This window comes from Bacillus sp. S4, assembly GCF_040838205.1.
Taxonomy (GTDB): Bacteria; Bacillota; Bacilli; order Bacillales; family Bacillaceae_G; genus Bacillus_A; species Bacillus_A cereus_U.
In genome coordinates this window covers 1-14439 of the sequence record NZ_JBFPJI010000070.1, presented here as the reverse complement: position 1 = coordinate 14439, position 14439 = coordinate 1, and the positions used below count along the sequence as shown (strand labels likewise).

Here is a 14439-nt window from a genome sequence, read left to right as displayed (position 1 = left end):
TCTGTGAAAATGTTGGAAATACTAACGGAAAAGCATATAATGAAATTATATTTTGCATATAGCCACAAAAAAGGATGAGAAAATATGAACATAGTTTTGTTATCAAGTATCGTTGCTGTTTGTATGGCTGTCGGTGCGATGTTTATTCGTTTAAAAGCAGCTAAGAAACCTGCAACATTGAAAAAAATTATACTTCCGCCATTTTTCATGAGCACAGGAGCATTGATGTATGTTTTTCCTGAATTTCGATTAACTCCAGCAGAAATGTTAGAAGCGATTGTCGTTGGTCTATTTTTCTCCATTTTTCTTATTAAAACATCTAAATTTGAAATACGCGGACAAGAGATTTATTTGAAGCGTTCAAAAGCATTTGTATTTATTTTAATTGGATTACTTGTAGTGCGTATCGTGTTTAAAACATACTTAAGCCAATCTCTTGATTTAGGACAACTTAGCGGTATGTTCTTCTTACTTGCGTTTGCAATGATTGTGTCATGGAGAATTGCGATGTACCGTTCCTTTACGAAATTACAGAAGGAAATGGAAAAAGAAGATGGTTTTTATAACGAAAAAGATATGAAGCTAACTTGAAAACTGTATATGTATAAAAAAAGACAGCGTCAAAGGCGCTGTCTTTTTATTGGTATTGTTAACATCTTCTGTCCCAACCACGACGTATAAAACGTTTACCATTGATGTTAACTTGTTGAAAATAGGGGGGGAAATGAAGATTATTTTGCAAGTAAAGTTTTATAATTCGAATAATCAATCTCTTTTTCTTGCAATTTTTTAACTAAAAATTTATGATCACGTTTTGGTGTGGCAATGATATATCCTTTAATAATTAAATCTTGTGTAATTTGAGAGGCATTTTCTTGTAAGGCGAGTTCTCCAATTTTACCAGCAATTTTTGATTTAGCAACATCACGAAATAGTTCAGGAACAGGGCTTACGAGTTCTTCTAATAATTGTTTCTGCTCGTTATCCCATAAGTGTCGTGTTTGATCAATGTAGTGTTGCTCCCAATCTAAAATGGACATACCATCTTCTTTCGGTAACCGTTTTAGGAATTTTCTGAACATGAAATATCCACCAATAGACATAAGTCCTAATAATACAACAGTCCAAACGACAATAAACCAACTAAACCATCCTTCTAGCAATCGTATTCCCCCTTAACGAAAGCAGTTTTCTTTTATTTATATTATAAACAGTGAGATTCATAGAAAGCAAGAACGCTTGGTCAATTTGACCAAGCGTTGTAGTTTAAACGAAGTATAGTTGTTCAACACGTAAAATATCATTTTCATCTTCTACATATTCAATGATAAGAGTGCCAACTTTACGATCTTTATCTTCGGTTGTGAAAATAGAGTAAGAAGTAAAACGTGTTGTTGATAGGCCGCTTATATGTGTAGGTAAAGAAATGTAGTTGTTATCGCGGAAGAATTCCATCAGTTCGATATCTTCAAATTCTTTTCGGTCAACTTGTTTATTTGTATAGCGGCGTTGAAGTTGTTTTAAAGATTCATTCCAAGAAATTGCTTTTGTGTCGTATACCATTGTTCTATCTCCTTACTGTATGTAATCATTAAGAACATACGTTCCAGATTAGTATACTCTTTTTATTAGAAAAGGGAAAGCAAAAAATAATGTAAGCTTGGATTTCCAAGCTTACATTATTGATGCGTCCGTCATAATCTCTATTTTTTATTATAAGTTAGATAAGAATAAGAAACAAGATGATATATATTTTGTTGATTGTTTTCAAAATTCTGTATATTATCAATGTATTATAGGAAAAGGGAATGAGAGGGATGGCATACGTAATTTCACTTCAAGGACCTATGGCAAGTGGAAAAACAACATTGGCCAAAAGGTTAGAACGATGTGGGCTTTCAGTTATATATGAAAACCCTTATCCAATTGTAGAAAAGCGGAAAGAATTAAATTTGGATATTTACACAAAAGATGGGTTTATTACAAATCAAAAAATGTTTATTGAAGCAAAAATAAAAGAGTTTCAAAATGTAAAGGAATCGATTGTTATTTTTGATCGTGGACCAGAAGATATTGAGTTTTATACACTCTTTTATCCGACGATTATAGGAGAAGAGTGGGATATAGAAACAGAATTGAAAGAAGAACTATATAAATTAAGAGAGTGCCGTTCGGATGCAATTTTTTATTTAGATGTTTCGAAAGAGAATTTGTATGATAGAAAAAATAATGATAGGGCAAGAAATCGAAGTACATTTGAGGAACAATTTAGATTAGTAGAAGTTGAAAAAGAATGGTATAAACAATTTCCCGTAACTTATGTGGACACTAATATATTATCAGTGGACGAATTAGAGGCATATTTTATAGGGTGGCTAAGGGAGAAAAGGCTATGAAAAAAATATTATTATTCGTATATCCGACATTTGCGGAGTTTGAAATTACAGTAGCAACGGCATTGCTGAAAAATAAATATGAGATTATTACAGCGGGTGTAACGAAAGAAATGGTTATAAGTGAAACGGGCTTGCAAGTACAACCGCACATAGAATTAAATGAAGTGCGTGTGGAAGAGTATGAGGGGATTCTTATTCCAGGTGAAGATGAAATACATATGAAAGAGGCAGAACTGCTTTTTTCAGTTATTCGTCAATTCTCTGAACAAGAAAAATTAGTGGCAGCGATTTGTGCTGGACCGTATGCGTTAGCAAGAGCAGGTTTATTTAAAGAAATTTCTTATACAGCGACCATAGATTATCAAAAATTAGATTGTTTTCCAGTAGAAAATTTTGTGTATGAAGAAGTTGTACAGCACGCAAATATTATTACAGCACAAGGACATGCATTTGTACCATTTGGAATAGCGATTGCCTCTTATTTTGGGGTAGCGAATGAACATAATATAAATTTTTATAGTGGCAAGGGCAATATGATGATGGAGAATCTTTTACCGGAAAACGTGTAAAAGCTAGCGAATGCTAGCTTATTTCTTTTTACATCGATAAATTACTAACGTTTTCGGATCGCTCCATATACCGTCATGAATTGTTAATTCATTATCTATTTCTTTTTTTAGCCAGTCCTTCATTTCGGTGTGAAGGGACATATTATCAGGTATATTCAGCGACGGAAACATGCTGGAAATATAGTTAATGATTGGAGTGGCATGATGAAAAACAAGTGCATTATGAATAATTGTTTCTTCAACAGTTGAAAAAACAGAGTGTAATAGATCTTTACCATTTTCTAAACAAAATGGAGCTGCTGACGGTGATGTTTTTGGTAAATCAAATGCGACTAACATTTTGTTACACATTTCATCTATACGAGGTAATGAAACTTTAGAATTTGTTGTAGCTAAAAGTGCGCCGCCGGGACGAATTACTTTATGGAATCCTTGAATTGTTTTTTCGACATCTTTCATGTGGTATAACATATGCCTTGCGATTACCCAATCATAACAATTAGCTTCGAAAGGAAGTTTACTAGCATCACCCAGTTTCCATTCGATTATATTATTCTTTATTGTAGCTTCAGAAAGCATAGTTTCCGATTGATCAAAACCAGTTAGATGTCCTTTATGACCATTCGTTTGCAAAAGGGAAAGGAATTTTCCGTTAGCGCATCCGACCTCTAATATTTTTTCTTTCCCTTGAAGTTGTAAATGTTCAATGACGATTTCATCTACATTCACTCGTTTCTCTTCGAAATATGTATGCGTATCGATACGTGTTTGTAAATGGTTACTAACGTTGTATTGGCGTTTTACATCATTCATTTTTTCACATTCCACCTTTATGCAAAATTGCTGAATCGCATGTGTTAATACGTCTGTTTTATTTAAACTTTCGTAATGGAGTGCCGATTCAAACCTTGCAAGTAATTTTTCTTCAATTCGAAAATGAATATCCTTTCGCTTCGCCACTGAAATCTCGCCCCTTTGCATCTGTTAGTGAGACTATAGCACGTCTGAAAAAAATCTGTAAATAAATTGTGTACACAAGTACAAGTATGAGAGGGATAAAAAATTGCTTGAATAATATTTTAAACTATTGACGATTTAACCGTTTTCATATATTCTTAAATTAAGTAATATTCAAATAATTCAAAAGAAATGAGAGAGTCACATGCTTCTTCAAGGAACACATCGAATTGGTCGTATGGCTATGCTGTTGGCACTTGCGGATGAGAATGAAAGTCCCGTATTATCTATTCCAAAAGGTTGGAAATATTGTACTGGGAAAGTTGGTTCTATGAATTCGCAAAAAGTAGTAGCAGCAATGGAAACAGCGGCTAAGAGCAACCGAGTTATTGAAACAGATGTTTACAGAGAAACACATGCACTTTATCATGCAATTATGGAAGCTTTGTACGGAGTGACGAGAGGTCAAATTCAGTTAGCAGACGTTCTTCGTACAGTAGGACTTCGCTTTGCGATTGTGCGCGGTACACCATACGACGGAAAAAAAGAAGGCGAATGGGTTGCTGTTGCACTTTATGGAACGATTGGTGCACCTGTAAAAGGATCTGAGCATGAGGCGATTGGTTTAGGAATTAATCACATATGATTTGCCCATAGTCTATTAGTTAGAAGGGGGCCTTATTTTTTAGGACAGAAGTCTGTCTTAAAAAGATAAGGTCCCCTTTTGCCTTTATAAGGAGGAAAAAGAATGATTACGTTAACAGGACATACATTGACAGTTGAAGAAATGAAGAGGTTGTTACTTGAAGGTGAAGGTGTAACAGCTTGTCCAAATAGTATGCAAAAGGTAGCGGAGTGCCGCGAAGTAGTTGAGAAAATCGTAGAGGACGGAAAAGTCGTTTATGGTATTACAACTGGATTTGGAAAGTTTAGTGATGTACTTATTCAAAAAGATGATGTAAAGGCACTTCAGCATAATTTAATTCAGTCACATGCGTGCGGAATAGGCGATCCATTCCCGGAAGAAGTATCACGCGGTATGTTAATTTTACGAGCTAATACGATGTTAAAAGGAGTATCGGGTGTTAGACCACTTGTTGTAAATATGCTTCTTGAGTTTGTAAATCGTAAAATTCATCCAGTCGTTCCGCAACAAGGATCACTAGGAGCGAGCGGTGATTTAGCACCATTATCTCATCTTGCTCTCGTTTTATTAGGTGAAGGTGAAGTGTTCTACAAAGGAAAACGAGTTCATGCGATGGTTGCTCTTACAGAAGAAGGACTTGAACCTATTGAACTTGAAGCAAAAGAAGGTCTTGCGTTAATCAATGGTACGCAGGCGATGACAGCGCAAGGGGTTCTTTCTTATATAGAAGCTGAAGCAAGTGCTTATCAATCAGAATTAATTGCATCGATGACAATGGAAGGATTACGCGGCATTATTGATGCATTCGATGAAAATGTTCATAAAGCGCGTGGTTATAAAGAGCAAGTGGAAGTGGCAAGCAGAATTCGTGATATTCTTCATGATAGTAAACTTGTGACAAAACAAGGAGAACTTCGTGTACAAGATGCATATTCACTTCGTTGTATCCCGCAAGTTCACGGTGCTTCTTGGCAAGTTTTAAATTATGTGAAAGAAAAATTAGAAATTGAAATGAATGCAGCAACAGATAATCCACTTATTTTTGATGGCGGGGAAAAAGTAATTTCTGGTGGTAATTTCCACGGACAACCAATTGCATTTGCAATGGACTTCTTAAAAGTAGGGATGGCGGAGCTTGCAAATATTTCAGAGCGCCGTATTGAACGCCTAGTAAATCCGCAATTAAATGACTTACCACCATTTTTAAGTCCAGAACCAGGACTTCAATCAGGTGCCATGATTATGCAATATGCAGCGGCTTCACTCGTTTCAGAAAATAAAACATTAGCTCATCCAGCGAGTGTAGATTCAATTCCGTCGTCAGCTAACCAAGAAGATCACGTAAGTATGGGAACAATCGCTTCACGTCATGCGCATCAAATTATTCAAAATGCAAGACGCGTTCTTGCAATTGAGATGATCTGTGCGATGCAAGCAGCAGAATATCGCGGGATTGAAAACATGAGTACAGTTACAAAAACGTTCTATCATCAAGGTCGTCAGCAAGTGCCTTCTATTACAAATGACCGTATATTCTCAACGGATATCGAAAATATCGCGCATTGGTTAAAAACGAACTATTCAATAAAGGAAAGATTGGATGTAAATGCAGCACTATAAAATGAGAAAAGGGAGAGATTGAAATGGAAAAAGTACAACAAACAATTCGTGCGGCAAGAGGTACTGAGTTACAAACGAAAGGATGGGTTCAAGAAGCTGCACTTCGAATGTTAATGAACAATTTAGATCCTGAAGTAGCTGAAAAACCAGAAGAATTAGTTGTATACGGCGGAATTGGCCGGGCAGCTCGTAACTGGGAAAGCTACCATGCAATTGTTGATTCATTAAAAACGTTAGAAAGCGACGAAACGTTACTTGTTCAATCAGGAAAACCAGTTGCAATTTTTAAATCACATGAAGATGCGCCTCGCGTTCTTTTAGCGAACTCAAACTTAGTACCAAAATGGGCGAACTGGGATCACTTCCGTGAACTAGAGAAAAAAGGTCTTATGATGTACGGACAAATGACAGCAGGTAGCTGGATTTACATTGGAACACAAGGGATTTTACAAGGAACATATGAAACATTTGGTGAAGCGGCACGTCAACATTTCGATGGTTCATTAAAAGGTACTGTAACGATTACTGCTGGTTTAGGTGGCATGGGTGGCGCACAACCTCTTGCTGTAACGATGAACGGCGGTGTTGTAATTGCTATTGATGTAGATAAGCGTAGTATCGACCGTCGTATTGAAAAGAGATATTGTGATCTGTATACAGAGTCTTTAGAAGAAGCGTTAACTATTGCGAACGAGTATAAAGAGAAGAAAGAGCCAATTTCAATTGGACTGTTAGGAAATGCGGCAGAGATTTTACCAGAGCTAGTGAAGCGTAATATTACGCCAGATTTAGTTACGGATCAAACATCTGCTCATGATCCATTAAATGGTTATATTCCAGTAGGTTATACAGTAGAAGAAGCAGAGAAACTTCGTGAAGAAGATCCAGAACGTTACGTACAATTATCAAAAGAAAGTATGAAAAAACATGTAGAAGCAATGCTTGCAATGCAAGAAAAAGGTGCGATTACATTTGATTACGGAAATAACATTCGCCAAGTTGCTTTCGATGAAGGATTAAAAAATGCTTTCGATTTCCCAGGATTCGTTCCAGCATTTATCCGTCCATTATTCTGTGAAGGAAAAGGACCATTCCGCTGGGTAGCACTTTCTGGTGATCCAGAAGATATTTATAAAACAGACGAAGTTATTTTACGCGAGTTCGCGGATAATGAGCATTTATGTAATTGGATTCGTATGGCACGTCAGCAAGTTGAGTTCCAAGGTCTTCCATCACGTATTTGTTGGCTTGGTTATGGTGAGCGTGCAAAATTTGGCCGCATTATTAATGAAATGGTGGCTAATGGTGAATTATCAGCACCGATCGTTATCGGCCGTGACCATTTAGATTGCGGATCAGTAGCATCTCCAAACCGTGAAACAGAATCTATGAAAGACGGTAGTGATGCAGTAGCAGACTGGCCAATTTTAAATGCATTAATTAACAGTGTAAACGGTGCAAGCTGGGTATCTGTTCACCACGGTGGTGGCGTTGGTATGGGTTATTCACTTCATGCTGGAATGGTTATCGTTGCAGATGGAACAGAAGCAGCGGCAAAACGTATTGAACGCGTATTAACTTCTGACCCTGGTATGGGTGTTGTTCGTCACGTTGATGCTGGCTATGACTTAGCGATTCAAACTGCGAAAGAAAAAGGCGTTAACATTCCAATGATGAAATAAGGAGGAAGAAACATGCTGGACACTTTACTAATAAATATCGGTCAATTACTAACAATGGATCAAGAAGATGGCTTGTTAAGACAGGAAGCGATGAACACGCTTCCTGTTATTGAAAACGGTGCTGTTGGAATCGAAAACGGCGTAATTACTTTCGTTGGAACAGCGGAAGAAGCTAAAGGATTACAAGCGAAAGAGGTTATTGATTGCGGTGGGAAAATGGTTTCTCCTGGTCTTGTAGATCCGCATACTCATCTTGTATTTGGTGGATCTCGTGAAAATGAAATCGCGCTAAAATTACAAGGAGTTCCGTACCTAGAAATTTTAGAACAAGGCGGAGGTATTCTTTCAACTGTAAATGCAACGAAACAAGCATCGAAAGAAGAACTTGTTCAAAAAGCGAAATTTCATTTAGACCGTATGCTATCTTTCGGTGTAACAACCGTAGAAGCGAAGAGTGGTTACGGATTAGATGATGAGACGGAATGGAAACAATTAGAGGTAACTGCACAATTACAAAAAGAGCATTCAATTGATTTAGTTTCAACATTTTTAGGTGCTCATGCAGTTCCGAAAGAGTATAAAGGAAGATCGAAAGAATTTTTACAATGGATGCTAGATCTATTACCAGAGATGAAAGAGAAGCAATTAGCTGAGTTCGTTGATATTTTCTGTGAAACAGGTGTGTTCTCTGTAGAAGAATCAAAAGAATTTTTATTAAAAGCGAAAGAGCTGGGCTTTGATGTGAAAATTCATGCAGATGAAATCGACCCTCTTGGTGGTGCGGAAGCAGCGGCTGAAATCGGTGCAGCGTCAGCGGACCATTTAGTTGGCGCTTCTGATAAAGGAATTGAAATGCTTGCGAATTCTAATACAGTAGCAACTTTATTACCAGGAACAACTTTCTATTTAAATAAAGAAAGTTTCGCACGCGGTCGCAAAATGATCGATGAAGGTGTTGCGGTTGCTTTAGCTACAGACTTTAACCCAGGTAGCTGTCCAACTGAAAACATTCAGCTTATTATGAGCATTGCGATGCTGAAACTGAAAATGACACCAGAAGAAGTCTGGAATGCCGTAACGGTTAACTCATCTTATGCCATTAATCGAGGCGATGTAGCTGGGAAAATTAGAGTTGGTCGTAAGGCGGATTTAGTTTTATGGGATGCGTATAATTACGCTTACGTACCGTACCATTACGGCGTAAGTCATGTAAATACAGTATGGAAGAATGGTAATATCGCATATACAAGAGGTGAACAATCGTGGAGCACGGCCACTATTTAAAGAAAAATGCAAAGTTTATCGATCGCGAAGTAACGAAATGGAGCGAAATGATTAAAGATTGGGAGGAAGGAGAGGAAATATTCGGTGCTGCCTTAATTGGAGCACCCCTTTCTAAACCATCTATTAGTCATTCAGGAGCATGTTTTGCACCAAAAACAATTCGTTCAATGTTAGATGCATATAGCACGTACGCAATTACAGAAGAACATGATATGAAAGAAAGTGTTCTTCATGATTGCGGTGATATTACGATGCATGTGACAGATATAAAAGAGAGTCATAACCGAATTGCGAAAACAGTTGGTCACTTGACGAAAGTAAATCCGAAAATGATACCAATCGTTCTTGGTGGTGACCACTCGATTAGTTTTCCGAGTATAACGGGGTTTGCAAATAGTAAAGGAAAGGTCGGTATTATTCAATTTGATGCCCATCATGATTTACGTAATTTAGATGATGGTGGTCCATCAAATGGTACACCGTTCCGTAGTTTACTAGAAAATGATGTGATTACAGGAAAACAACTCGTTCAAATTGGGATTCGTAATTTTTCAAATGCACGAGCGTACCATGAATATGCAAAAGAGCATGGCGTGACAGTGTATACAATGAAAGATGTAAGAGAGCGAGAAATAAAAGATCTTATTTCAGAAAGTATTGAAGTATTAAGAAAACAAGGTGTGACTTCTATTTATATTTCTCTTGATATGGACGTATTAGACCAAGCGTTTGCGCCAGGCTGTCCAGCAATCGGTCCTGGTGGAATGGATAGTACAACTTTACTTGATGCAATTGAATTCCTTGGTAAAGAGCCACTCGTTCAAGGGATGGATATAGTAGAAATTGATCCAACTCTTGATTTTAGAGATATGACGAGTAGAGTAGCTGCGCAAGTGATTATGAGTTTTCTTTTAGCGCGAGAAACAGTTCGTAAGCAGGTTAGTATATAGACGTAAAATTAAAAGTGAATGTTCTCCTATACCTTATAAAAAACACATTACTACTCATATGTAGTAATGTGTTTTTATGTTAAATGAGAATGTGAAATTAGAATAGATATGTGTGTGGAAAATGTAACAAAATGCGGGTTTTTTAGTGTTTCTGTACAGCTTGAATTTTTATGTGTAAATAAATTGACATAGAAAATAATTTTGTGATATTATAAAAATTTTGCTAAAAAAATAAATGTGTGTTAAGATTGAGAAGGTTACCATATATGGAGGTGGATTATTTGTTTCAAATTGGCGATAACATCGTTTATCCAATGCACGGAGCAGGTATAATTAAAGCCATAGAAGAAAAGGAAATCTCAGGAGAAAAAAGACAGTATTATGTTATAAAAATGTCGGCTAGTAATATGGAAGTAATGATTCCTATGGGGAAAATATTGAATTCAAATATACGACCAGTTACAGATATAAAGGCATTAACAAACATAATAGATATTTTTCAGCATGGGGAATCAGATAGATTACTTACGTGGAAACAAAGGTATAAATTGAACACTGATAAAATAAAAACGGGTAAAATACAAGAAGGTGCTGAAGTTGTACGTGATTTATTACGTATGCAGAAAGAAAAAGCACTTAATGCAAGCGAAAAGAAAATGTTAGATAACGCACATGAATTTTTGATTAGTGAGCTGGGATTAATTGAAGGTATCACAGAAAATCAAATAAAAAGCTTTTGTTAAGATTCATTGTAGATAATGTATTACATCCCAAAAAAGATCTTGAATTTTTTGGGAATATAATTATAGAAAATCAATCATTTCAAAGACATTCAACTCTTTCAAACCACTTTTAGAGCATTAACCTCTTTTGTTATTACTACAATTTAATCCATTTTTATTTTTTAATTTCTTTTACGAATGTTCGAAGTTTAATTAAATAACTCGATAAAATAGTTACTTGATTTTTGCAATCCTGATTCACACTGGCACGGACGAGGAGCCGTAAGGATGAAAGAGAGGTAGGGCTTTCATTGTTTTAGGTATATAAGTTATTATTTTTAGAAGAATACTGAACCACTCCCACTTCTATTGTTAAGAGATTTTCCATATGTGAGGAGATAATAATTGTTTATTTTCTTTATTTAAAAGAGATAAACGAATTGTTAGCCTTATATGGTCAACTAAAAAAGGTTTCCTACTTAGGAAACCTTTTTAATTTTTGTTTTTATTATTCTATTTGTTTAATATTCGAATCTTTAATGTTAAAGACGTATAAATTGACGTTACTATTTAAAAGTAAGTATGATGCGATTATAGTAATTTTTTTATAAGGGGGAAGAAAAATGACAAGTTCAAACAATAAAGCAGCAAATATTTATGCAGGAACAAATATAAATAATTGGGGATCTTTTGAAAACATTGATGAAACAAAGGTGTTTGATCCGATTCAAATTGGATCTTGGTCTCTTCGTAATCGCATAGCGATGGCACCGATGACGAGATGTTTTGCAAATAATGAGACTGGGGTAGTTGGTACTGATGTAGTAGAGTATTACCAAAAACGTGCTGCGGATGGGATTGGATTAATTATTACAGAAGGAATTGTCATTAGCCCGAGAGCAAAAGGGAATCCAGGAGTGCCAGGTATTTATACACAAGCGCAAATTGATTCTTGGAAACCTGTTACAGAGGCAGTACATAAAGAAGGCGGAACGATTATTGCTCAAATATGGCATGTTGGACGTATGAGTCATCACGAAATAATTGGTGGTCAAATGCCGCAAGCACCGTCTGCTATTGCTGCGGAGGGTAATGTTCCGCGTTTTCGTAAACCGTTTGATATACCAGAAGCAATGACAATAGAAGAAATAAAAGAAGTTATCGGTCAATATGCACAAGCTGCAAAAAACGCAATCGAAGCTGGGTTTGATGGAGTAGAAATTCACGGTGCACATGGATATTTAATTGATCAATTTACTTATGAATTTGCAAATAAGCGCACAGATAAATATGGCGGGGACTTAAAGCAAAGGTTAACATTTATGAAAGAAGTAACGGAGGCTGTAATTGAAGCAGTTGGAGCTAATAAAACGCTGCTTCGCTTCTCTGCCTTTAAAGGTGATAACCCTGCCTATATGTGGGGAAACCCAGAATTTGCGATTGAAACTTTTGTAAATATGTTCAAAGAAGTTGGATTAACGATGATTCACCCTTCAACGATGAATTATACGCAAGTTATTGCTGACGGAAAGAATTTTCATCAATTAGTAAGAAAATACTGGGATGGTACTATTGTTGGGGTGGGTAATTTGAATCCGAAAGAGGCAGAAGAAGCATTGCAAGAAGGAACAATTGATGTAGCGGCGTTCGGAAGACCATTAATCGCTAACCCAGATTTTGTTCATCGAATTAAAAATGCTGAAAGTTTAGTTGAATATGACGCGAAAGAGCATCTTGCTACGTTAGTGTGAATAAGGATAAAAAGAGAACACATCGAGTGTTCTCTTTTTATTATGGAATTTCATATATAGGGGGAAGCGGAATGAGTGAAGCGCTACTCGTTATTATTAGTATATTGCTCTTTTTGATGCTACTTTTAATTGTCTTTTTTATCATTACATTTTTTATTAAAAAACGGACGCATCATTCTATATTAAAACTGCATCCATACTTAGGTAGAATGCGCTATTTACTCGAAAAAATAGGCCCAGAATTTAGGCAATATTGGTTTGATCATGATACTGACGGAAAGCCTTTTTCGCGCTACGATTTTCAAAGTGTTATGTTTCTAGCAAAATACCGTTCTGAAATACTTGGTTTTGGATCAAAACGGGATTTTGAGGAATCTGGCTATTATATTGCTAATACATTATTCCCCACATTAACAGATGAATTAAGTGTGAATCTCACGCAAGAACGTGAGGGGAAAAAGTATATGATTCATAAAGAAGGGTTATTTTCAAGAAGAGAAAAATTGACAGCGGATACAACAAACCTTTGGTTGTATGAAGAAGATGATGCAATTATAGTCGGCGAAAATCGTAAATATCCATGGAAACTGTATGGGATGTTTGGAGCGTCAGCTACATCTTACGGTGCGATTGGAGAAAATTATATTTTATCAGCTGGGTTTGGTGCAAAAATGGCAGGTGGTTCGTGGATTAATACTGGGGAAGGGGGCGTAATTCCAGAACATTTACATACGGGTGCGAATATCGTTGCGCAAATTGGTCCTGGATTATTCGGATACCGTGACGAGGACGGGAATTTTTCGATGAAGGAATTTATGGAGAAGGCGAAAGAAAGTAATATTAAAGCGTTTGAATTGAAATTTGGGCAAGGAGCAAAAATACGTGGTGGTCATTTAGAAGGACAGAAGGTAAATGAGAAAATCGCTTCCGTTCGGAAAGTACGAGAAGGTGAAACGATTAATTCGCCAAATCGATTTTCATTTATTAATAGTGCGGCAGAGGCTTTATATTTTATTCAAGATTTGCAAGAAAATGGTGGTAAACCAGTGGGCATGAAAATTGTAATTGGTCAACAGAAGCCTTTGGAAGATTTATTAAAAACAATGAAAGAATTAAACATCTATCCAGATTTTATTACAATCGACGGTTCAGAAGGTGGATCAGGTGCAACGTATAAATCGATGGCAGATAGTATGGGGTTACCGCTTATACCGGCATTACTTACATTTATTGATACGGCGAATCATTACGGTGTTCGGGATAAATTAAAGGTGTTTGCCTCAGGGAAATTAATCACACCAGATAAAGTAGCGATTGCTTTAGCTATCGGTGCAGATGCCGTAAATTCAGCACGCGGCTTCATGATGGCAAGTGGCTGTATTATGGCGCTTCAATGTAATTCAGGGCAATGCCCATCGGGTGTTGCAACTACGAATCCACACTACCAAAAAGCGTTAGATCCATATGAGAAGAAATGGCGAGTAATGAACTACATTATTAGCATGAGATATAGTTTGTTTTCATTAGCGGCAGCGGCGGGGGTAAAGAGCCCGCGCCATTTAACGAGAGAGCATATTGTGTTTAAAGATGAGATGGGGAGAGTAGTTCCACTTTCGGAATTGTTTCCTTCCGTAATTGGGAAGTAAATATGTAGCTGAACAAAAAATATGAGTAAAAAGTCATACATTTGTATGGCTTTTTTGGTTATGGGAAAAGTAGAAGTTTATTACATGAATGTTCCCGCTTGTCTGTTGCTCTTTTTCAAACAAATTATTTGATGGAGATGAGTTATCAGAATATTGTTTTTGATGAAAAAATGAAACGATATACGCATTGACAATAAAAACTAATTAGACTATAAT

General features: G+C 36.4%; 14 protein-coding genes. 11 read left to right on the top strand and 3 right to left on the bottom strand.

Translation table 11 applies throughout. The features are described 5' to 3' along the window. Positions 1-84: 84 nt before the first annotated feature. The gene (locus AB3X48_RS10060) at positions 85-591 is read left to right on the top strand and encodes a CcdC family protein (RefSeq protein ID WP_002160885.1); all 507 of its coding nucleotides are present in this window, start codon (positions 85-87) and stop codon (positions 589-591) included. 140 nt (positions 592-731) lie between these two features. Here AB3X48_RS10060 and AB3X48_RS10055 read toward each other — a convergent pair whose 3' ends face one another. Together AB3X48_RS10055 and AB3X48_RS10050 are read right to left on the bottom strand one after the other, a co-directional pair. Continuing rightward, entirely contained in the window at positions 732-1163 is a 432-nt protein-coding gene (locus tag AB3X48_RS10055; RefSeq protein WP_016105853.1) for a DUF2621 domain-containing protein, read from the bottom strand. A 103-nt stretch (positions 1164-1266) separates the two neighbouring features. After that, complete coding sequence (locus AB3X48_RS10050) at positions 1267-1563, bottom strand: hypothetical protein (RefSeq protein WP_016105852.1); 297 nt, start codon at positions 1561-1563, stop codon at positions 1267-1269. A gap of 254 nt (positions 1564-1817) precedes the next feature. On the opposite strand from AB3X48_RS10050, the gene AB3X48_RS10045 reads away from it, so the two are divergent. Continuing rightward, positions 1818-2396 carry an AAA family ATPase gene (locus tag AB3X48_RS10045; protein WP_033714858.1) on the top strand — a complete coding sequence of 193 codons (579 nt, stop codon included), beginning with the start codon at positions 1818-1820 and terminating at the stop codon, positions 2394-2396. Beyond that, the gene (locus AB3X48_RS10040; RefSeq protein ID WP_367959402.1) at positions 2393-2965 is read left to right on the top strand and encodes a DJ-1/PfpI family protein; all 573 of its coding nucleotides are present in this window, start codon (positions 2393-2395) and stop codon (positions 2963-2965) included. The genes AB3X48_RS10045 and AB3X48_RS10040 overlap by 4 nt, the downstream gene beginning before the upstream one ends. An 18-nt stretch (positions 2966-2983) precedes the next feature. Here AB3X48_RS10040 and AB3X48_RS10035 read toward each other — a convergent pair whose 3' ends face one another. Beyond that, positions 2984-3925: a class I SAM-dependent methyltransferase gene (locus AB3X48_RS10035; RefSeq protein WP_016105849.1), complete on the bottom strand. Its 942-nt coding sequence runs from the start codon at positions 3923-3925 to the stop codon at positions 2984-2986. A 202-nt stretch (positions 3926-4127) separates the two neighbouring features. On the opposite strand from AB3X48_RS10035, the gene hutP reads away from it, so the two are divergent. The 8 genes from hutP (at position 4128) to AB3X48_RS09995 (ending at position 14223) form a co-directional block, all read left to right on the top strand. Then, on the top strand, positions 4128-4568 hold the full coding sequence (gene hutP, locus AB3X48_RS10030) for a histidine utilization transcription antiterminator HutP (RefSeq protein ID WP_000926519.1): 441 nt from the start codon (positions 4128-4130) through the stop codon (positions 4566-4568). Between the two features lie 102 nt (positions 4569-4670). Beyond that, a complete protein-coding gene (gene hutH, locus AB3X48_RS10025) occupies positions 4671-6188 on the top strand; it encodes a histidine ammonia-lyase (RefSeq protein WP_002066582.1) in 1518 nt (505 codons plus the stop codon). A 23-nt stretch (positions 6189-6211) separates the two neighbouring features. Beyond that, a complete protein-coding gene (hutU, locus tag AB3X48_RS10020) occupies positions 6212-7870 on the top strand; it encodes a urocanate hydratase (RefSeq protein ID WP_016105848.1) in 1659 nt (552 codons plus the stop codon). 12 nt (positions 7871-7882) lie between these two features. Beyond that, on the top strand, positions 7883-9154 hold the full coding sequence (gene hutI, locus AB3X48_RS10015; RefSeq protein WP_002111179.1) for an imidazolonepropionase: 1272 nt from the start codon (positions 7883-7885) through the stop codon (positions 9152-9154). After that, positions 9133-10104 carry a formimidoylglutamase gene (gene hutG, locus AB3X48_RS10010; protein WP_016105847.1) on the top strand — a complete coding sequence of 324 codons (972 nt, stop codon included), beginning with the start codon at positions 9133-9135 and terminating at the stop codon, positions 10102-10104. The genes hutI and hutG overlap by 22 nt, the downstream gene beginning before the upstream one ends. A gap of 281 nt (positions 10105-10385) precedes the next feature. Then, positions 10386-10847, top strand: a complete 462-nt coding sequence (locus AB3X48_RS10005; RefSeq protein ID WP_176108044.1) for a CarD family transcriptional regulator — start codon at positions 10386-10388, stop codon at positions 10845-10847. A gap of 602 nt (positions 10848-11449) precedes the next feature. Further along, on the top strand, positions 11450-12577 hold the full coding sequence (locus AB3X48_RS10000; RefSeq protein WP_016105845.1) for an alkene reductase: 1128 nt from the start codon (positions 11450-11452) through the stop codon (positions 12575-12577). Positions 12578-12648: 71 nt separating this feature from the next. Beyond that, a complete protein-coding gene (locus AB3X48_RS09995; protein WP_016105844.1) occupies positions 12649-14223 on the top strand; it encodes an FMN-binding glutamate synthase family protein in 1575 nt (524 codons plus the stop codon). The last annotated feature ends 216 nt before the right edge of the window (positions 14224-14439 follow it).

Excerpts from the sequence above, each read along its gene's own strand:
- AB3X48_RS10060 (WP_002160885.1), top strand. The coding sequence starts at position 85 with ATGAACATAGTTTTGTTATCAAGTATCGTTGCTGTTTGTATGGCTGTC.
- AB3X48_RS10050 (WP_016105852.1), bottom strand. The coding sequence starts at position 1,563 with ATGGTATACGACACAAAAGCAATTTCTTGGAATGAATCTTTAAAACAA.
- AB3X48_RS10045 (WP_033714858.1), top strand. The coding sequence starts at position 1,818 with ATGGCATACGTAATTTCACTTCAAGGACCTATGGCAAGTGGAAAAACA.
- AB3X48_RS10040 (WP_367959402.1), top strand. The coding sequence starts at position 2,393 with ATGAAAAAAATATTATTATTCGTATATCCGACATTTGCGGAGTTTGAA.
- hutP (WP_000926519.1), top strand. The coding sequence starts at position 4,128 with ATGCTTCTTCAAGGAACACATCGAATTGGTCGTATGGCTATGCTGTTG.
- hutH (WP_002066582.1), top strand. The coding sequence starts at position 4,671 with ATGATTACGTTAACAGGACATACATTGACAGTTGAAGAAATGAAGAGG.
- hutU (WP_016105848.1), top strand. The coding sequence starts at position 6,212 with ATGGAAAAAGTACAACAAACAATTCGTGCGGCAAGAGGTACTGAGTTA.
- hutI (WP_002111179.1), top strand. The coding sequence starts at position 7,883 with ATGCTGGACACTTTACTAATAAATATCGGTCAATTACTAACAATGGAT.
- AB3X48_RS10000 (WP_016105845.1), top strand. The coding sequence starts at position 11,450 with ATGACAAGTTCAAACAATAAAGCAGCAAATATTTATGCAGGAACAAAT.
- AB3X48_RS09995 (WP_016105844.1), top strand. The coding sequence starts at position 12,649 with ATGAGTGAAGCGCTACTCGTTATTATTAGTATATTGCTCTTTTTGATG.